The sequence below is a fragment of the Pseudomonas sp. R4-39-08 genome (genome assembly GCF_003852275.1).
Classification (GTDB): domain Bacteria; phylum Pseudomonadota; class Gammaproteobacteria; order Pseudomonadales; family Pseudomonadaceae; genus Aquipseudomonas.
In genome coordinates this window covers 5,094,974-5,112,413 of record NZ_CP027733.1, presented here as the reverse complement: position 1 = coordinate 5,112,413, position 17,440 = coordinate 5,094,974, and the positions used below count along the sequence as shown (strand labels likewise).

Sequence of the window (17,440 nt, the reverse complement as noted above, 5' to 3'; positions counted from 1 at the left end):
CTGGGGCTCTATGCGCTATTTGCTGATTTTATTATTGTGCGGGCTGCCGCTGCTGGCCGGCGCCGCCGAGTTCAATCAGAGCACCCGAAGCCTGCCACTGGGCCGGGTCATGCAAGTGCTCGAAGACCCGACCGGCACCCTCACCATCGCCGACGTCAGTTCCCCTGCCTATGCCGCTCAATTCAAACCCCATGACACACCCACCCTCAATGCCGGTTATTCGCACTCGGTGTTCTGGTTGAAGGTCAACCTGCATTACACCGCTGTTGACCCCCGCTCCCCGCGGACCTGGTTTGTGGAACTGGCCTACCCGCCACTCAATCGCCTCGAGCTGTACCAGAACGACGGCACCGGCAGCTATCGGCTCACCACTCGCACCGGCAGCGCGTTACCGTTTTCCAGCCGTGAAGTGCGCCAGGCCAACTACCTGTTCAAGCTCAATTTCCTGCCCGGCCAGCAGCAGACGATGTACCTGCGCCTGCAAAGCCAAGGCTCGATCCAGGCGCCGTTGACCCTCTGGGCAGGCACGGCCTATATGGAAGAACAGCCGCTGCGCTTGTATGTGCTGGGCGCCATCTACGGCGTGTTGCTGGGTATGTTGGTCTACAACCTGTTCATTTATTTGAGCGTGCGCGACACCAGCTACCTCTATTACATTCTCTACATCGCCTCGTTCGGCCTGTACCAGCTGTCAGTCAATGGCGTGGCCGTGGAGTACTTCTGGCCGAACAACCCGTGGTGGGCGAACGCGGCGGTGCCGTTTCTGATCGGCTCGGCCGCCTTGTTCGGCAGCCTGTTCGCGCGCAGCTTCCTGCACACCGCACAGCACAGCCGCTGGCTCGACCGCATCCTGCTGGGGCTGGCGGCCTGTGGCGGGGTGGTCATGGCGCTGGCGCTGTTGACCAGCTACGCGGTGGCGCTGCGCCTGGCCACCGGCCTGGCCCTGGTGTTTACCGTGACCATCTTCGTGGCTGCGATCAAGGCCTGGTATTGCGGCCAGCGCATGGCGCGCTATTTCATCATCGCCTGGTCGGCGTTTTTACTCGGCGGGGTAGTCAACACGCTGATGGTGCTGGGCTACTTGCCCAACGTATTCCTCACGATGTATGCCAGCCAGATCGGCTCGGCCATTGAAGTTGCGCTGCTGTCCCTGGCCCTGGCCGATCGCATCAACGGCATGCGCGAGCAGCAGGCGCAGATCCTGTTCGACGCCAGCCAGAAACTCGAAGTGCTCAACCAGCAATTGGCCCGCAGCAATCGGCTCAAGGATGAATTCCTTGCCACTTTGACCCATGAATTACGCACGCCGATGAACGGCGTGATCGGCTCTCTTGAACTGATGCAAACCGTGTCCCTGGACGATGACCTGGCGCAGTACCAGCAAACCGCCGCCGGTTCGGCGCGGGACATGATGCGCATGGTCAACGGCATTCTCACCCTGACCGAGTTGCAGGCTGGCCGCCTGGCTGCCCGCCCGCAGGTGTTCGGCCTGCGCGGCGTGCTGGAAACCGTGCGTCAACAGTTCGCGGCCAGCGCCCAGGCCAAGGGCCTGGCGTTTTCCATTGACGTCGCCGATGCCGTGCCGGACCGCGTGATCGGCGACGCCGACAAACTGATCCAGTGCCTGGATTGCCTGCTGGACAACGCATTGAAATTCACCCACGACGGCGCGGTGCGCATACGCGTGGTGGGCGTCCCCCAGGCGGATGGCGGATTGCGCCTGAGCTTTATCGTGACCGACACCGGTATCGGCTTCGCCTTCCTTGACGAGGCCACGCTGTACCAGCGCTTCTTCCAGCTCGATGGCTCGATGACCCGCGAATACGGCGGCCTGGGCATTGGCCTGGCAATTTGTCGGCAGTTGATCGAGCTGATGGGCGGTCGCCTCACCCATCATTCAGAGCCACGCAGGGGCAGTCGCTTCCAGCTGGAAATGGACGTCAAGCCGGTGCCGCCCGAGCCCAAGCCCAGCGCACAGTTGCGGCCTGCACAACGAGCGCCGCAGGATTGCACGGTGTTGTTGGTGGACGACAACAGCGTGGCGCAATTGGCGGTGCGCGGCATGCTGCTCAAGCTGGGTTATCGGGTCAAGGCCGTGGATGGCGGCCCGGCGGCATTGGCAGCGTTGCAGGAGCACAGGTTCGACGCGGTAGTGCTGGATGTGCCTGAGGGCGGCTTCTCATTGTGCTGTCAGATCCGTGCCTTGCCGGGCTGCGGTGAGTTACCGGTGATCGGCCTGAGCAGCGCGCTCAATGTCGCGGACCGTGAGCGCTGCCATGGCATCGGCATGAGCGATCACTTGGCCAAGCCAGTACGTTTCGAGGCTTTGCAGGCGACGCTGGAGCGGCTCGTGCTGTGTCCACCAGAGGGCGAAAGCGCCGAACATTCGGCGCGTATGCCACTTTTTTAAGGCCTGGGTCGGTGCTTAACTGAAATCAAGGCCTCGATGTCACGTGGCCTGTTTCCAAGAGGCCCGTCATGAACCTGCACCGGTTTGCCGAAACCCACGACGTCACCAACCAGCCACCGTCTTTGGACGGCACCAACCTGTACCGTATCGACCTGCCCCTGCAAGAGTGGGCGCGTCGCTTTGGCGCCGGCTGGGCCGAGTCGCGCATCGAGGCCTATGGTGCCCTGGCCGGCGGGCCGTTGATGGAGGCCGGGTTCCTGGCCAACCAGCACAAGCCGGTGTTCAGCAGCCATGACCGTTATGGTCATCGAATTGACTTGGTGGAGTTTCACCCCGCGTACCACGAACTGATGCGCACCGCCGTCGAGCACGGCCTGCCGTCGCTGCCGTGGGCCCATCCGCAATCCGGCGCCCACGTGGCGCGCGCGGCGATGACTTACCTGCACAGCCAGGCCGAAGCGGGCACCGGTTGCCCGCTGACCATGACGTTCGCCTGCGTCCCGGCCCTGCGCTTGCAACCGGAGCTGGCGGACCTCTGGCTGCCGAAGATCCTCAGTACCCAATACGACCCGCGCAACGTCGGCATCGCCCACAAGGCCGGTGCGACCATCGGCATGGCCATGACCGAAAAACAGGGCGGCACTGACGTGCGCGCCAACACTACCCGCGCCTACGCGGTGGGCGCGGGTGGGCCGGGGCAGGCCTACGAACTGGTCGGCCACAAGTGGTTCTGCTCCGCGCCCATGTGCGACGCCTTCCTCACCCTGGCCCAGACTGACAAGGGCCTGACCTGTTTCCTGCTGCCCCGGCATCGCCCGGATGACACGCGCAACGAGTTCTACATCCAGCGGTTGAAGAACAAACTCGGCAACTGCTCTAACGCCTCCAGCGAGGTGGAGTTCCGTGGCGCCCTGGCCTGGATGATCGGTGAAGAGGGGCGCGGCGTGCCGACCATCATTGAGATGGTCGCCATGACCCGCTTCGATTGCATGGTCGGTTCCAGCGCGCTGATGCGCCAGGCCTTGACCCAGGCAAGCCACCACTGCGCCCACCGTTCGGTCGGCGGCCGCGTATTGAGCGAACAACCGTTGATGCAGAACGTGCTCGCCGACCTGGCCCTGGAAAGCGAAGCGGCCTTGGCCTTGAGCCTGCGCATGGGGCGGGCGCTGGATCACCTGGGGAATGAACAGGAAGCCAAATTCGCCCGGCTGGTGACGGCGGTGGGCAAGTATTGGATCTGCAAACGCGCGCCGGCCATGATCAATGAAGCCGCCGAATGCATGGGCGGCGCCGGGTATGTCGAGGACAGCATCCTGCCGCGTCTGTACCGTGAGGCGCCGGTGAATTCAACGTGGGAAGGTTCCGGCAACGTGCAATGCCTGGACGTGCTGCGGGCATTGTCCAAGGAACCGGGTGTGCTGGAGGCGTTGTTTGTCGAACTGGGCGATGGGCATGGCGACCCCCGGCTGGCGCGGCATATCGAGGGGTTGAAGTCAGCGTTCATGGACACCCAGGATATCCAATACCGCGCCCGTCAACTGACCGAGGATATCGCCCTGGCGCTGCAGGCCAAGTTGTTGCTGGAGGCGGGGAATGCGGCGGTCAGCGATGGCTTCACTGCCAGTCGCCTGGGTGAGTCATCGGGGCGGGTCTACGGCGCCTTGCCGCGCGGGGTGGATGTGCAGGCCCTTGTCGCCCGTTCAACCCCGTTATCTCCTTGAATAAACGCGGTCAAGTGTGGGAGGGGGCTTGCTCCCGATAGCGGTATGTCAGCCAAGAATCCAGTGACTGTCACACCGCTATCGGGAGCAAGCCCCCTCCCACATTTTAAAGGGCATTCCAACTCTGGTGTTTCAGTGAGGCAGGGATACAGGCAAGATAAAGGCCTGCAAGTCCAGAACACAGGATGCTTACCGTGACCGAAGCTTTTGTTGTCGTTCAAACCGCTGAAGAGGCCGTGGATCGGCTGGCGGCCCTGCATGAGCGTGCGACTGGCGCGCTCAATCAAGCCCTCAAGCAATACCTCAAGGACCGCGTCGAACCCGACGCCGCACAACGTGCGCTGTTTCGCTATCCGGAACTGCGCCTGACTTACCACTGCCACGGCGAAGTCCCACAGACCACCCGGGCGTATGCCAAGGTGCAGTTGCCGGGTACCTACAGCGTGACCGTCACCCATCCGGCGGCCTTCCGTAAGTACCTGCTGGAGCAACTGGTGCCGCTGATGCACGACTTCACCGTGACGGTGGAAGTGGGCGTCAGCCAGCAGAACATTCCGTACCCGTACGTGGTGGAGCAGGGCGATGAGCTGGCCGGTTCCGGTGTGACTGCCGCGACCCTGGCCCGCGTGTTCCCCAGCACTGACTTGTCGGCCGCCACCGATGGCATCGCCGACGGCCTCTATGACTGGGAAAACACCGACCCGCTGCCCCTGGCCCTGTTCGACGCGGCCCGTGTGGACTTTTCCCTGCGCCGCCTGGTGCACTACACCGGCAGCGACTGGCGCCATGTGCAGCCGTGGATTCTGCTGACCAACTACCATCGCTACGTTGACCAGTTCATCGTGCATGGCCTGGAGCAACTGCGCAGCGACCCGCGTTTTATCCGCATGGTGCTGCCGGGCAACGTGGTGATCGACAAGAGCATGGACCACGGCGAAGCGTCGGCGATTGCCGCAGGCGTGGTCTGGCACCGCTACCAGATGCCGGCCTATCACCTGCAGGCCACTGACGGCCACGGCGTGACCCTGGTGAATATCGGCGTGGGCCCGTCCAACGCCAAGAACATCACCGACCACCTGGCAGTGCTACGCCCGCATTGCTGGCTGATGATCGGGCACTGCGGCGGCCTGCGCCAATCCCAGACCATCGGCGACTATGTATTGGCCCACGCCTATATGCGTCGCGACGGGATTCTCGACCGTGTGGTACCGCCGAACATCCCGATCCCGGCCCTGGCCGAGGTGCAGCTGGCGCTTCAGCAAGCGGCGGCCAACGTCACCGGCGAAAAAGGCGAAGAACTGAAAAAACGCCTGCGCACCGGCACCGTGTTGACCTACGACGACCGCAACTGGGAGCTGCGCTGGGCCCAGGAGCGACCGCTGATCAACCTGTCCCGCGCGGTGGCGGTGGACATGGAAAGCGGCACCATCGCCGCCCAGGGTTACCGCCTGCGCGTGCCCTACGGCACATTGTTGTGTGTGTCGGACAAACCGCTGCACAGTGAGATCAAGTTGCCGGGTTCGGCCAACGCGTTCTATGAGCGGGCCGTCAGCCAGCACTTGAAGATCGGCATCGAAGCGGTCGACCTGCTGCGCACCGAACTCAATGCGCTGCACTCGCGCAAACTGCGCAGCTTCGACGAGCCGCCGTTCCGCTAAGCGGTGGGGATGGTCATTTAGCGGTCAGGCCACTAGCATTGTCGGTCCTGACCGTTAGATGTTCCTTCGCCATGTCCCGTCCTACCCGTCCCGATTCGCGCCGCCCTGGCGTGAAACCCCCGCATGCGGGCCCGCGCCGTGTCGCCAAGGCACCGCCGGCCGAGCCGAAGCTGATCCTGTTCAACAAGCCGTTCGATGTGCTGACCCAGTTCAGTGACGAAGGCGGGCGCGCGACCCTCAAGGACTACATCGATATTCCCGGCATCTACCCGGCAGGCCGCCTGGACCGCGACAGCGAAGGCCTGTTGCTGCTGACCAACGATGGCCAGCTACAAGCGCGCATTGCCGACCCCAGGCACAAGCTGGCGAAAACCTACTGGGTGCAGGTCGAAGGCGAACCCACCGAAGTACAGCTGCAATGTCTGCGCGACGGCGTGGAGCTTAACGACGGCATGACCCTGCCCGCCGAGGCCCGGCGGTTGGAGGAGCCTGATTTATGGCCACGCAACCCGCCGGTGCGCTTTCGCAAAAGCGTGCCCACCCATTGGCTGGAACTGGTGATTCGTGAAGGGCGTAACCGCCAGGTGCGGCGCATGACCGCCGCGGTGGGCTTGCCAACGTTGCGCCTGGTGCGCGTACGGATTGGCGACTGGTCTATCGAAGGCCTCGATCAGGGCCAGTGGAAGGCAGTACCGCCACGTTTATAAGGCACCGGACTCGATCAGGCCGATCACCACGCTCTTGATGATGAACGCGGCCACGCCCAGGCCCAGCACGAAAAACAGAATGAACGAGCCAAAGCGCCCGGCCTTGGACTTTTTCGCCAGGTCCCAGACGATAAAGCCCATGAAGATAATCAGGATCGTGACCAGGCCGGTCATCATCCATTCTTCGAACAGGGCGGGGTCGATGTTGTTCATGGGGCTTCCTACTAAGGCAGGCGGCAAGTATAAGGCAGCGTCACAGGCACAACATTGACCTGGATCGAAGTGCAATCAAACTGTGGGAGGGGGCTTGCTCCCGATAGCAGAGTGTCAGTCAGTATATTTATCAACTGATCCACCGCTATCGGGAGCAAGCCCCCTCCCACATTTGGATCTCAGTGTTCTCAGGTGCGCAGGTGAGTCAGGGGCAGTTCGGTGCTATTGAGCACCTGGTTCAGCACAAAGCTCGAGCGCACGCTGGTCACGCCTTCAATCCGGGTCAGATGCCCCAGCAGCAGTTTCTGATAGTGGTCCATATCCGGCACCACCACTTTCAACTGATAGTCGGCATCCATCCCGGTCACCAGGCTGCATTCCAGCACCTGGGGCAAGGTGCGGATGGCCGCTTCGAAATTTTCGAAACGTTCCGGAGTGTGCCGGTCCATGCCGATCAACACGTAGGCGGTCAGGCTCAGGCCGAGCATCTTGCGGTCGAGCAACGCGACCTGACGGGCGATGTAGCCGTCGTCTTCCAATTGCTTGACCCGGCGCGAGCAGGGCGAAGGCGACAGGCCGATGCGCTCGGCCAACTCCTGGTTGGAGATCCGTGCGTCACGCTGCAATTCCGCCAAAATACTCAGGTCGTATCGGTCAAGCTTGCTCATTGGGTTGGCCTTTGTCGTAACTATTGCGGTGAATTATCCATGAAGGGTTAAAAATTGCGCAAGCACTGTTTATTGACGCAATCTTCGCAATCATCCGTCAGGCGCGGGCCTGTATCTTTATCAACAGAATCACCGCCTGGACAACAGTCCACTCGCAGCAAGCCCAATCAGGCCCGCTGCGGCCGCCACCCGAGCAGGGTTGAGCCGGCCTCCAGGCTGCACACTGTCCACAAGACGGCGTGAGGTGAGCCAACGTCAAAAGCGTTGAGCCAGGACGAAATTCTCAAGGGGTGGCCGACGGGTCACCCCTTTTCTTTTGCGTTCAAGAAAATAGTTCTCGTGACTGATAACCTGTCTCAGAACCGGTCGAGGCTTTTCCAGTCTCATGATCGAGCCCTAATCCGCAGTGAGGAAAAGCATGAAGCGCATCTGGCGTATGGCGGGTGTTGGTTTGCTGGTGGCCAGCGTTGGCGCCCAGGCGGTGGCCGACGAACGCGATAACTCACCGGGCCAGGGGCAGCGCCCACAGGGCGGCGGCGGTCAGCATGAGCGCGGGCCGGAAGGCGGCGGGCGTTCGGAGAACAACCAGCCACGCCCGCAGAATCCGCATATTGATCGCGGCGGCCAGAATGGCGGCGGTCAATGGCAGGGGCGCCCGCAGGCGAATGAACAGGGGCGGCCGCAACCGCAGCCACAGCCGTCGAACAACCTGCCGATCCAGGGGCGGCCCGATACCGTGCGCCAGACCCAGGAGCCGCGCCAGGGCTATTACCGCGATATCCCACGGCGTAACGACGACGACAACCGACATTGGGAGGCGGGCGGTCCAGGTTCGCGGCCTGGTGACCATGGCCGTCCCGGCGACAACCGCTGGCCGGGGCGTCCCGATGGGCACGGCAACGGTTGGGGTTCGGGCCCGCAATATCGTCCAGGCTATATCGTCGACCGGTTCCCCGACCGCAATTACCGCGTGCCGTACCGTGGCCAGGACTACTTCTACTCCGGCGGCTACTGGTATCGCCCGCAAGGCCCGCGCTATGTGGTGGTGAGGCCACCGTATGGCATCCGGGTGCAGTATCTGCCGGACTACGCGCGTGAAGTGTGGGTGGGCGGTTCGCTATTGTTCCTGGCGGCTGGCGCCTACTACGCCTACGAACAGAACACCCAGCAATACGTGGTGGTGGAACCGCCGGCGCAGGTGCCGGCGCCTCAGCCAGCGCCGCAAGGCAATGGCTATAACGTGGTGGCCTACCCGGCCAACGGGCAATCCCCGGCTCAGGTGCAGCAGGACGGTTACGATTGTTATCGCTGGGCTGCACAGCAAAGCGGCTTTGACCCGCAGACCGCCACCTATGCCCCCGACCCGGCGGTGGTGCAAACCTACCGCCAAGCCCAGGGCAACTGCCTGAGCAGTCGCGGCTATCAGGTCCAATATTAAGCGCTGGCGCCGGTGACCACTTCCTGCGGGTCGGCGTGCACCAGCACCTCGGCCTTCGGGTAGGCCTGATGAATGGCATCGGCGGCCTGGTCGCTGATGCCGTGGGCCACCGACAGCGTCAGTTCTCCCGGCAACTCCAGGTGCAACTGCACGAACCAGTGGTTGCCGGAAACCCGCGTGCGCAAGTCATGGGCGCCCAGCACGCCCGGTACGCTGCGGGCCAGGTCGAGCATATGCTGGCTGATATCCGCCGGCAGTTCTTCGTCCATCAATACGGCAAAGCTTTCCCGGGCGATCTGGATGGCGCTCCACAAGATGTAGGCGGCGATGCCCAGGCCGAACCAGGCGTCCACCTGATGGAAACCGAAACCCGCGAGCACCAGCGCCACCAGGATGCTGCCGTTGAGCATCAGGTCGGAGCGGTAATGCAGCGAATCGGCGCGCACCGCGTTGGAGCCGGTTTCGCGGATCACCCGGTGTTGCAGCATCAACAACGCCACGGTCAGCGCCAGTGAAAACACGATTACGCCGATGCTCAGCCAGGGCGCGCCTACAGGCTCCGGGTGTTGCAAGCGTTGGTAGGCCTGAAAGGCGATCAACACCGCGCTGCCGCCGATAAACAGCGCCTGGGCCATGCCCGACAGCGACTCCGCCTTGCCGTGACCGTAACGGTGATCGTCATCGGCGGGGCGCAGGGCGTAGTGCACCGCCAGCAGATTGAGCAGCGAGGTCACGCCGTCGAGCAGCGAGTCGGTCAACCCGGCGAGCATGGCCACCGAGCCACTGAACCACCAGGCGATGGCCTTGGTGATGATCAACGCACTGGCCACGCCCACCGAGGCGCGGGTGGCCAGGCGCAGGAGCCTGGCGTGTTCGGGACTGCTGGTCATGGCGCTGTCCTTATGCTGCAGGCTGCAGGCCCAGGGACGCCAGTTGTTGCACGCTGCCCTTGAATTGGATCAGGCGTGGATCGTCCAGCGGCAGGGTGTGCCCGGTTTCCTTCTGGATGATGCCTTGCAGCTTGGCGTTGTCGACCGTGCCGTCGGCGCCGATGGCTTCGTGCAGTTTTTCCGGCGCGACCTGGGCGGTCTTGCCTGGTTCGAAGTAGATCGCCCCCGTGGCGAAGTCGACGCCGAACGCGATCAGCCCGGGGATCACATAGAACAGCAAGCCGACCGCATCGAGCACGGCAATCGCCGGGTCGATCTTGCCGTCGATCTGGCCACGGCGATCCGGGTAGAAAATCGAACCGCAGGCGGTGAGTTGGCTCAGCAGGGTGACGGCCAAGACGCCGCCAATGACACGGGAAGCGATACGCATGAAAAAGTCTCCTGAACACAATTGATAAATGACTATATCGCACTGCCTGATCGTTCCCACGCTCTGCGTGGGAATGCATGCCGTGACGCTTTGCGTCAACTTGCGCAGGTATTGGAACGCGGAGCGTTCCGGGCGGTATTCCCACGCAGAGCGTGGGAACGATCTCAGTATGGGAACGATGTTATTCAGACCCGCGCAAGCATCCGGCAGTTCGCCGTTATACTCGCCGCTCTGCTTTGGAGCCAGTATGAATTCGTTGCCGATTGATGATGTTTTACCCGCCCTGCGTGACGCCTTGGCGATTCGCCATGAAGCCGTGCTGGAAGCGCCCCCCGGCGCCGGTAAAACCACCCGCGTGCCCCTGGCCTTGTTGAATGAGCCGTGGCTCGCCGGGCAAACCATCTTGATGCTCGAACCCCGGCGCCTTGCCGCGCGGGCCGCTGCCGAGCGCCTGGCCAGCGAGTTGGGCGAGAAGGTCGGTGAAACGGTCGGCTATCGCATTCGCCTCGACAGCAAGGTCGGCCCCACTACCCGCATAGAAGTGGTCACCGAAGGCATCCTAACCCGGCGCTTGCAGGACGACCCGGCGCTGGACGGCGTGGGCCTGCTGATCTTTGACGAATTCCACGAGCGCAGCCTCGACGCCGACCTGGCGCTGGCCCTGAGCCTCAACGGCCGCGAGCTGTTTCGCGACGACCAACCGCTGAAAATCCTGCTGATGTCCGCCACCCTTGAAGGCGAGCGCCTGGCCGAGCTGCTGGATAATGCGCCGATCCTGCGCAGCGAAGGGCGCATGTTCCCGGTGCAGATGCGCTGGGGGCGGCCGTATCAGGCCGGGGAATTTATCGAGCCGCGCGTGGTGCAGACAATCCTTGAGGCCCTGCATGACGAGACCGGCAGCGTGCTGGTGTTTTTGCCGGGGCAGGCGGAGATTCGTCGGGTGCATCAGCAACTGGCCGACGCCTTGGGGGATCACCCCAGCGTTTTGCTGTGCCCGCTGCACGGCGAGCTCGACCTCAATGCCCAACGCGCCGCCATCGACCCCGCGCCCGCCGGTCAACGCAAAGTGGTACTGGCCACCAACATTGCCGAGACCAGCCTGACCATCAACGGCGTGCGCGTGGTCATCGACGCCGGGCTGGCGCGGGTGCCGCGCTTCGACCCCGGCAGCGGCATGACGCGCCTCGACACCCAGCGCATCTCCCGCGCCAGCGCCACCCAGCGTGCCGGTCGGGCAGGGCGGTTGGAACCGGGGGTGTGTTATCGCCTGTGGTCCGAGGACCAGCATGAAGGGCTGGCCGCCTATGGCAGCGCGGAAATTCTCGCCGCCGACCTCGCCGGCCTGGCCTTGCAACTGGCGCGCTGGGGCGTCACGCCCGCGCAGTTGGTGTGGCTGGACCGGCCACCGACCGCCGCCTACGCCCAGGCCCAGGATTTACTGGTGCGCCTCGGCGCCTTGAATGACGACACACTCAGCGCCCATGGCCAGAAAATGGCCGAGTTGCCGGCCCACCCGCGTATCGCCCACTTGCTGTTGCGCGGACAGGACCTGGGCCTCGCCGCCATGGCCTGTGATGTCGCGGCGTTGTTGGGTGAGCGCGATATCCTGCGCGGCGCCGGTGCCGACTTGCACAGCCGCCTGGCGCTGTTGTCCGGCGAAGAGCGCGCCCGTGGTACCCAGGGTGGTGTGCAACGGGCCAAGCAGCTGGCCCGCCAATATCGCGGCTATTTAAGAGGCAAGGCCACCCAACCGGTGGCCGACCCCGACCATCCGCGCTGGCTCGGCGCCTTGCTGGCGTTGGCTTACCCGGACCGCGTCGCCCAACAGCGTCGCCCCGGTGGCGCCGAATACCGTTTGGCCAATGGGCGCGCCGCACTGTTTGCCGAAGCCGACAGTTTGATGAAACACGCCTGGCTGGTGATCGCCGATCTGGGCAGCCGCCAGGGCCAGCGTGAAGAGCGCATCTACCTGGCGGCGGCCTTCGACCCGGCGCTGTTCGACACGGTGCTGGCCGAGCAAGTGCGCAACGTCGACCAGCTCGACTGGGACGAGCGCGAAGGCGTATTGCGCGCCGAACGCCAGCGCAAGGTCGGTGAGCTGGTCCTCAGTCGTGAAGCGCTCACCGGCCTCGACGAGGCCACACGCAGCCAGGCCCTGGTTGATCTGGTCCGGCGCAAGGGCCTGGAGCTGTTGCCCTGGACACCGGAGCTGCGCCAATGGCAGGCACGCGTCCTGCTGCTGCGCCAGCTCGATACCGGCAAAACCAGCGAATGGCCCGACGTCAGCGACAGCGCTTTGCTCGCGGGCCTGGAACACTGGCTGATGCCCTACCTGGGCAAAGTCTCGCGCTTGAGCCATTTCGCCCACCTGGATATATCCAGCTACCTGCACAACCTGCTGCCCTGGCCACTGCCCCAGCGCCTCGACGAACTGGCGCCGCAGCATGTGAAAGTGCCGTCTGGCTCATCGGTGCGCCTGGACTACAGCGAGCACCCGCCGATCCTGGCGGTGCGCTTGCAGGAGCTGTTCGGGCTGGCGGATACGCCACGGATTGCCGGCGGGCGCCAGGTGGTGAAGTTGCACCTGTTGTCGCCGGCGCGGCGGCCGGTGCAGGTGACGCAGGATTTGGCGAACTTCTGGCGCAGTACCTATGCCGAGGTGAAGAAGGATTTGAAGGGGCGATACCCCAAGCATTACTGGCCGGATGATCCGCTGGTGGCCGAAGCGACGGCGCGGATCAAACCCCGAAAGTAGCAACGATGAGAATCCCATGTGGGAGGGGGCTTGCTCCCGATAGCGGTGCATCTGCCAGCATATTCTTAGCTGACAGACCGCTATCGGGAGCAAGCCCCCTCCCACAGGGTTTTAGAGTGTTGGTTATTGCGCGGCAGGCAGCAGGAACCGGCCGATCACCGGCAAATGGTTGGAAATACGCAACGTGTCTTCCTGCCTTACCTTGGCCGCCACCCGCTTGATCCGCGAGCTGTAGAACAGATAATCCAGCGTACGGTCCGGCCCGTCGAGGCTTGGGTCGTTGGGGAAGTGCGTCAGCCATTTCTCACGGTCGATCCCGCTGGATTCACTGTTGCTCGGGATCATCGGGTATTTGTCCCACAGCAGGTGCAGCTCACTGTCCGGCGAATACTGGCCGCGTTTTTGCGCATCCAGGCGCAGGAATTGGCCCAGCGGCAGCGCATTGAAATCCCCGCCAATCACCCAGGGCGTGCCACGACCTTCCAGTTTGTCCAGCAGCTTTACGGTCGCCTGTACTTGCTCCTGCACGGCACTGCGTCCAGGCATGCCGCCGTCCAGGCGCGTGTTGAGCACCGCCAGTTGGCCACCGTCGCTCAGGGGCAGGTAAGTCAACAGCAGGGCGGGCTTGGGCTGGAACTGGCGGCTGATGAAGTTGGCCTGCGGGGTCGGCAATTGCAGGCGCTCGGCGTGTTCGATCTGGTAGCGGCTCAGGGTCGCCAATTTGCGGCCGACGCTGCCGAAGATATGCAGGTTGGGCACAAAGTCAGCTTTCCAGTCGAAGGCCTGGGCGCTGCAGGGGTAGAGGTCGACCAGGCGCTCCTGCAGTAAGGCAAGCTGGTCCTGATAGTGGGAAGGCTTTGCGCCTTCGTCGATTTCCTGCAACAGCAGGATGTCGGGCTGTTCGTCGCGGATCACCCGTGCCACTTCGTCAAGGCTGAAAGCCATGTCTTCAACCGTGGGGCGCTCGTCCGGGCCGCTGCCGTCGGCGGTGTCGTACCAGAACACGTAGTTCTTGCCGGCCAGGTATTGCACGTTCCAGGTCATCACCTTGAGTGCCTGCCCCGGCAGCAGGGTCGGCGCACGCGGCGCGACGCAGCTGACGGGCAGGGTTTCCTTGGCGACGGGGCGCCAGGTCAGGCTGTAGACCAGGGCCGTCAGCAAGCCCGCAATCAGCAGCAGGCTCAACAGGGTGATGCGCAATAAACGGGTCATCGGCTCGGCTTATGTGCGTTTCAGGATGGGCACGGAGCATATCACCGCACGTCGGCGTCGCCACCGATCAACATGAATAAACGGAACAGCACCACACTGGTGAACAGCTGCAGGAAACTATGGGCGCTGTCCATCAACAACCCCAGCAATGGCGCGGGTTCGGGATAGGCCGCCACGCTGGCGCCCTTGAGCAGCCACAGCGGGGTCATCACGCACAATAGGCACACCAGGATTCGCCAGAAGTGCCCACGGGTCAGGCGCAGGCTTTCCTTCATCGCTTCAAGCGCCGACATGCCGCGCAAAACCAGCAGGTACTCGGCGAACGCCAGCACCACCATCAGCCACAGGCCCGGCAGGAAATACAGCGACAGCCCGAGCAGAATCAGCAGCGTGCTCATGGCGGTCAGCAGGGCGAAGCGCGGCCACATCGCCAGCGCCATGGCCCACACGTCCTTGGTGCGTGGCGATTCGCCACGGGTGCGCGCGTCGAGAAACAGGATCAGCGCGCCGGTGTACAACGGGTACACGAGTAATCCCACCACCACGCTGTAACCGCTGAAGGCATCCGGGCCCAGCGTGTGGTCGAGCACCTGTTGCAGCAGGGCTTCGAGGATTACCAGCGGCAGGCACAGCTGGACGATGGCGCCCAGGTTGCGTTGGGTGAAGCGCAAGGAGTCGCGCAGTACGTCTAGCGGATTCATCAGAGTCATCACAGGCCGAAAAAGCAGAGGCACACTTTAACCGATAGCGGGCGTGGGCAAGCAAACGTAAACCTTGCGTAAAGACCATTGAAACAATTGGTAACAGCCCCATAACTAGGGCGTACCTTGCCTGACGCCAGGCGGGACCCTGATTTTTACCGGCAATCTAACGAGGTCGCCATGAACAGCGAAGAACAAACCCTGATCGACGGACTGTTTTCACGGTTGCAGCAAGCCGAAACGGACTCAGCCCCCCGCGACGCCCAGGCCGAAGCGCGGATCAAGGAACACATGACTCGCCAACCGGCCGCCGGCTACTACATGACCCAGTCGCTGCTGGTGCAGGAACACGCGCTGCAGAGCCTCGATGCGCAAAACAAGCAGCAGGCCCAGCAGATCCAGCAATTGCAGGAAGAGCTGCAGCGCGCCAAGTCCGCGCCAGCGGCCCCGGCGAGCAGCGGCGGGTTTCTCTCGAGCATCTTTGGCGGCGGCGGTTCGCGGGATGCACAGCCTGCGCCGAGCAACGCGGGCGGCGGCTGGCGTGAACCGGCGCGGCCAGCCTTCAACCAGCCGGCACCGCAACAGAATTATCAACAGCCGCAACCAGCGGCCGCCGCCGCGCCAGCGGGTAGCGGGTTCCTCGGTGGCGCGATGAAAACCGCCGCCGGCGTGGCCGGTGGTGTGTTGCTCGCCGAAGGCATCAGCAGCCTGTTCCACCACAACCAGCAGCCGCAGGTGGTGGAAGAGATCATCGAACAACCGGCGCCCGCCAGTGATCAAGGTGGTTGGGGCAACGATGATCAGAAATTCGCAGGCAATGACAGCTGGGGCAGCAACAACGCGGACAGCTTCGCCGACAGCGATTATTCCGACGATTCCTCCTCCTTTGGCGATGACGATTCCTTCGTCTGACACGCCCGGCCGGGGCGCTACGGCGCTCCGGTCTGATTTTTTCCCGGAAACCTTCCCTTGGCTGGCATACTGGCACCCTTTCCGGGCGCTGGCGCCTGGCTGTCATTGAGGAAGTGCGGTGAAGAAAATTGCAGTGTTCGCCGATGTGCAAAACCTCTATTACACCGTTCGCCAGGCCTATGGCTGCCACTTCAACTACGCGGCGCTGTGGGCGGATATCAGTGCCCATGGGCAGATCGTGGAGGCGTACGCCTATGCCATCGACCGTGGCGACAGCAAACAGCAGCAGTTCCAGCAGATCCTGCGCAACCTCGGCTTTACCGTGAAGCTCAAGCCTTACATCCAGCGCAGTGACGGCTCGGCCAAGGGCGACTGGGACGTGGGCATCACCATCGACATCATGGACGCCGCCGCGAACGTCGACGAAGTGGTGCTGGCCTCCGGCGATGGCGATTTCGACATGCTGCTCGACCGCATCATCCACAAGCATGGCGTGCAGGCCGTGGCCTACGGCGTGCCGGGGCTGACGGCCAACTCACTGATACGCGCCGCCAGCCGCTACGTGCCGATCGAAGGCGCGTTGCTGCTTAAATAAGCGCTGTGGCTCACTCAATTGTCAGACGGAGTTGGAACAGGTTTGGAACGTATAGCGGTCATCGACTTTGAAACCACCGGCATCACCCCGAGCAACCACTGCCGGGCCACGGAAATTGGCGTGGTCATCCTTGAGCGCGGGCAAATCGTCGACCGCTACCAGAGCCTGATGAATGCCGGCGTACGCGTGCCGGGCTTTATCGAACAACTCACCGGCATCAGCAACGCCATGCTGCGCAGCGCACCGCCGGCCGAGCGGGTGATGAACGAGGTCAACGAATTCGTCGGCACCACGCCGTTGATGGCGCACAACGCCGCGTTCGACCAGAAGTTCTGGGACTTTGAGCTGAGCCTGATCCGCCGCACCCGCCTGCAGAAATTCGCCTGTTCTTTATTGCTGGCTCGTCGGCTGATGCCTTCGGCGCCAAACCACAAGCTCGGCACCCTCAACACCTACGCCCAACTGCCCCACACCGGCAAGGCTCACCGGGCGCTGGCGGATGCGGAAATGGCCGCCAACCTCACCGCGCACCTGGCCCAGGAACTGCGCCAGACCCATGGCCTGCGTGAGCTGTCACACGATTTGCTGTGCACCTTGCAAAAAGTGCCGGCGGCGAAGATCAATGAGCACCTGAAGAAACATCGCGGGTTTTAACAGAACAACGCCGTTCAAAATGTGGGAGGGGGCTTGCTCCCGATAGCTGAGTGTCAGTCGCCAGATGTACTGGCTGACCCACTGCCATCGGGAGCAAGCCCCCTCCCACATTAGTTATGTGTTGTTCATCGAGGCTGTGTGCACGCCAACGCCTGGTCCACCACCCCCTTCGCCATCTCCACCAAATGCATCACCGCCCGCTGCGGCGCCTTCATTACCTCACCCGACGCATGTGCCGTCTCCACCGCGCAATGCAACAAATCCGCCGCGTGCGCCAGGGCGTCTTCGAAGCTCAGGTTGTCATTGAGGATAAAAGTGGGCGCATCCGGAGCGGACGCTTTGAGGTAGTAGTCGATAGCACGACGGTGGAGCAGGGCGTCTTCGCTGAGGAAGTCGGCTTTGGACTTGGGTGGATCGGGGGTGACTTTGACCATGGTGAAACTTCTCCGTCAGGTAAGAAGCTGCACCCGTTCGCT

General features: G+C 63.1%; 16 protein-coding genes. 9 read left to right on the top strand and 7 right to left on the bottom strand.

Features of this window, described 5'->3' with window-relative positions; translation table 11 throughout:
• Positions 1 to 10 precede the first annotated feature (10 nt).
• The 4 genes from C4J88_RS23600 to C4J88_RS23585 all read left to right on the top strand — a co-directional run bounded on the left by C4J88_RS23600 (position 11) and on the right by C4J88_RS23585 (position 6,496).
• Entirely contained in the window at positions 11 to 2,410 is a 2,400-nt protein-coding gene (locus C4J88_RS23600; RefSeq protein WP_124408257.1) for a hybrid sensor histidine kinase/response regulator, read from the top strand.
• Between the two features lie 68 nt (positions 2,411 to 2,478).
• The gene (locus C4J88_RS23595) at positions 2,479 to 4,131 is read left to right on the top strand and encodes an acyl-CoA dehydrogenase family protein (protein ID WP_124408256.1); all 1,653 of its coding nucleotides are present in this window, start codon (positions 2,479 to 2,481) and stop codon (positions 4,129 to 4,131) included.
• A gap of 185 nt (positions 4,132 to 4,316) precedes the next feature.
• A complete protein-coding gene (gene amn, locus C4J88_RS23590; RefSeq protein WP_164484569.1) occupies positions 4,317 to 5,789 on the top strand; it encodes an AMP nucleosidase in 1,473 nt (490 codons plus the stop codon).
• Positions 5,790 to 5,860: 71 nt separating this feature from the next.
• The gene (locus C4J88_RS23585; protein ID WP_124408255.1) at positions 5,861 to 6,496 is read left to right on the top strand and encodes a pseudouridine synthase; all 636 of its coding nucleotides are present in this window, start codon (positions 5,861 to 5,863) and stop codon (positions 6,494 to 6,496) included.
• Here the strand turns inward: C4J88_RS23585 and C4J88_RS23580 are convergent.
• Together C4J88_RS23580 and C4J88_RS23575 are read right to left on the bottom strand one after the other, a co-directional pair.
• The gene (locus C4J88_RS23580) at positions 6,491 to 6,700 is read right to left on the bottom strand and encodes a DUF2788 domain-containing protein (protein ID WP_025999909.1); all 210 of its coding nucleotides are present in this window, start codon (positions 6,698 to 6,700) and stop codon (positions 6,491 to 6,493) included. The genes C4J88_RS23585 and C4J88_RS23580 overlap by 6 nt on opposite strands.
• Positions 6,701 to 6,897: 197 nt before the next feature.
• Positions 6,898 to 7,377: an Lrp/AsnC family transcriptional regulator gene (locus tag C4J88_RS23575; protein WP_003194418.1), complete on the bottom strand. Its 480-nt coding sequence runs from the start codon at positions 7,375 to 7,377 to the stop codon at positions 6,898 to 6,900.
• 418 nt (positions 7,378 to 7,795) lie between these two features.
• Between C4J88_RS23575 and C4J88_RS23570 the strand changes: the two genes are divergently transcribed.
• Complete coding sequence (locus C4J88_RS23570; RefSeq protein ID WP_124408254.1) at positions 7,796 to 8,815, top strand: DUF6515 family protein; 1,020 nt, start codon at positions 7,796 to 7,798, stop codon at positions 8,813 to 8,815.
• Here the strand turns inward: C4J88_RS23570 and C4J88_RS23565 are convergent.
• Both C4J88_RS23565 and C4J88_RS23560 read right to left on the bottom strand, forming a co-directional pair.
• Positions 8,812 to 9,705 (bottom strand): cation diffusion facilitator family transporter, encoded by an 894-nt coding sequence (locus tag C4J88_RS23565; RefSeq protein ID WP_124405367.1) that lies wholly within the window; start codon positions 9,703 to 9,705, stop codon positions 8,812 to 8,814. The two genes, C4J88_RS23570 and C4J88_RS23565, sit on opposite strands and share 4 nt — an antisense overlap.
• A gap of 10 nt (positions 9,706 to 9,715) precedes the next feature.
• Positions 9,716 to 10,135 carry a polyribonucleotide nucleotidyltransferase gene (locus C4J88_RS23560; protein WP_124368458.1) on the bottom strand — a complete coding sequence of 140 codons (420 nt, stop codon included), beginning with the start codon at positions 10,133 to 10,135 and terminating at the stop codon, positions 9,716 to 9,718.
• Between the two features lie 247 nt (positions 10,136 to 10,382).
• On the opposite strand from C4J88_RS23560, the gene hrpB reads away from it, so the two are divergent.
• Positions 10,383 to 12,890: an ATP-dependent helicase HrpB gene (gene hrpB, locus C4J88_RS23550; protein WP_124408253.1), complete on the top strand. Its 2,508-nt coding sequence runs from the start codon at positions 10,383 to 10,385 to the stop codon at positions 12,888 to 12,890.
• Positions 12,891 to 13,013: 123 nt separating this feature from the next.
• Here hrpB and C4J88_RS23540 read toward each other — a convergent pair whose 3' ends face one another.
• Together C4J88_RS23540 and C4J88_RS23535 are read right to left on the bottom strand one after the other, a co-directional pair.
• The gene (locus C4J88_RS23540; protein ID WP_124408251.1) at positions 13,014 to 14,102 is read right to left on the bottom strand and encodes an endonuclease/exonuclease/phosphatase family protein; all 1,089 of its coding nucleotides are present in this window, start codon (positions 14,100 to 14,102) and stop codon (positions 13,014 to 13,016) included.
• Positions 14,103 to 14,143: 41 nt separating this feature from the next.
• Positions 14,144 to 14,803, bottom strand: coding sequence for a YciC family protein (locus C4J88_RS23535; RefSeq protein WP_124408250.1), 660 nt, complete (start codon positions 14,801 to 14,803; stop codon positions 14,144 to 14,146).
• Positions 14,804 to 14,983: 180 nt separating this feature from the next.
• On the opposite strand from C4J88_RS23535, the gene C4J88_RS23530 reads away from it, so the two are divergent.
• The 3 genes from C4J88_RS23530 to C4J88_RS23520 all read left to right on the top strand — a co-directional run bounded on the left by C4J88_RS23530 (position 14,984) and on the right by C4J88_RS23520 (position 16,964).
• Positions 14,984 to 15,715, top strand: a complete 732-nt coding sequence (locus C4J88_RS23530) for a DUF2076 domain-containing protein (protein ID WP_124408249.1) — start codon at positions 14,984 to 14,986, stop codon at positions 15,713 to 15,715.
• A gap of 118 nt (positions 15,716 to 15,833) precedes the next feature.
• The gene (locus tag C4J88_RS23525; protein ID WP_124364522.1) at positions 15,834 to 16,310 is read left to right on the top strand and encodes an NYN domain-containing protein; all 477 of its coding nucleotides are present in this window, start codon (positions 15,834 to 15,836) and stop codon (positions 16,308 to 16,310) included.
• 42 nt (positions 16,311 to 16,352) lie between these two features.
• Entirely contained in the window at positions 16,353 to 16,964 is a 612-nt protein-coding gene (locus tag C4J88_RS23520; RefSeq protein ID WP_124371950.1) for a PolC-type DNA polymerase III, read from the top strand.
• 125 nt (positions 16,965 to 17,089) lie between these two features.
• On the opposite strand, the gene C4J88_RS23510 is transcribed toward C4J88_RS23520, so the two are convergent.
• Entirely contained in the window at positions 17,090 to 17,398 is a 309-nt protein-coding gene (locus C4J88_RS23510; RefSeq protein ID WP_124408247.1) for a DUF3077 domain-containing protein, read from the bottom strand.
• Positions 17,399 to 17,440: the final 42 nt, after the last annotated feature.

Bases quoted from the DNA above. Each gene is read 5' to 3' on its own strand.
- C4J88_RS23600 (WP_124408257.1), top strand. From the start codon at position 11: ATGCGCTATTTGCTGATTTTATTATTGTGCGGGCTGCCGCTGCTGGCC.
- C4J88_RS23595 (WP_124408256.1), top strand. From the start codon at position 2,479: ATGAACCTGCACCGGTTTGCCGAAACCCACGACGTCACCAACCAGCCA.
- amn (WP_164484569.1), top strand. From the start codon at position 4,317: ATGCTTACCGTGACCGAAGCTTTTGTTGTCGTTCAAACCGCTGAAGAG.
- C4J88_RS23585 (WP_124408255.1), top strand. From the start codon at position 5,861: ATGTCCCGTCCTACCCGTCCCGATTCGCGCCGCCCTGGCGTGAAACCC.
- C4J88_RS23575 (WP_003194418.1), bottom strand. From the start codon at position 7,377: ATGAGCAAGCTTGACCGATACGACCTGAGTATTTTGGCGGAATTGCAG.
- C4J88_RS23570 (WP_124408254.1), top strand. From the start codon at position 7,796: ATGAAGCGCATCTGGCGTATGGCGGGTGTTGGTTTGCTGGTGGCCAGC.
- C4J88_RS23565 (WP_124405367.1), bottom strand. From the start codon at position 9,705: ATGACCAGCAGTCCCGAACACGCCAGGCTCCTGCGCCTGGCCACCCGC.
- C4J88_RS23560 (WP_124368458.1), bottom strand. From the start codon at position 10,135: ATGCGTATCGCTTCCCGTGTCATTGGCGGCGTCTTGGCCGTCACCCTG.
- hrpB (WP_124408253.1), top strand. From the start codon at position 10,383: ATGAATTCGTTGCCGATTGATGATGTTTTACCCGCCCTGCGTGACGCC.
- C4J88_RS23540 (WP_124408251.1), bottom strand. From the start codon at position 14,102: ATGACCCGTTTATTGCGCATCACCCTGTTGAGCCTGCTGCTGATTGCG.
- C4J88_RS23535 (WP_124408250.1), bottom strand. From the start codon at position 14,803: ATGAATCCGCTAGACGTACTGCGCGACTCCTTGCGCTTCACCCAACGC.
- C4J88_RS23530 (WP_124408249.1), top strand. From the start codon at position 14,984: ATGAACAGCGAAGAACAAACCCTGATCGACGGACTGTTTTCACGGTTG.
- C4J88_RS23510 (WP_124408247.1), bottom strand. From the start codon at position 17,398: ATGGTCAAAGTCACCCCCGATCCACCCAAGTCCAAAGCCGACTTCCTC.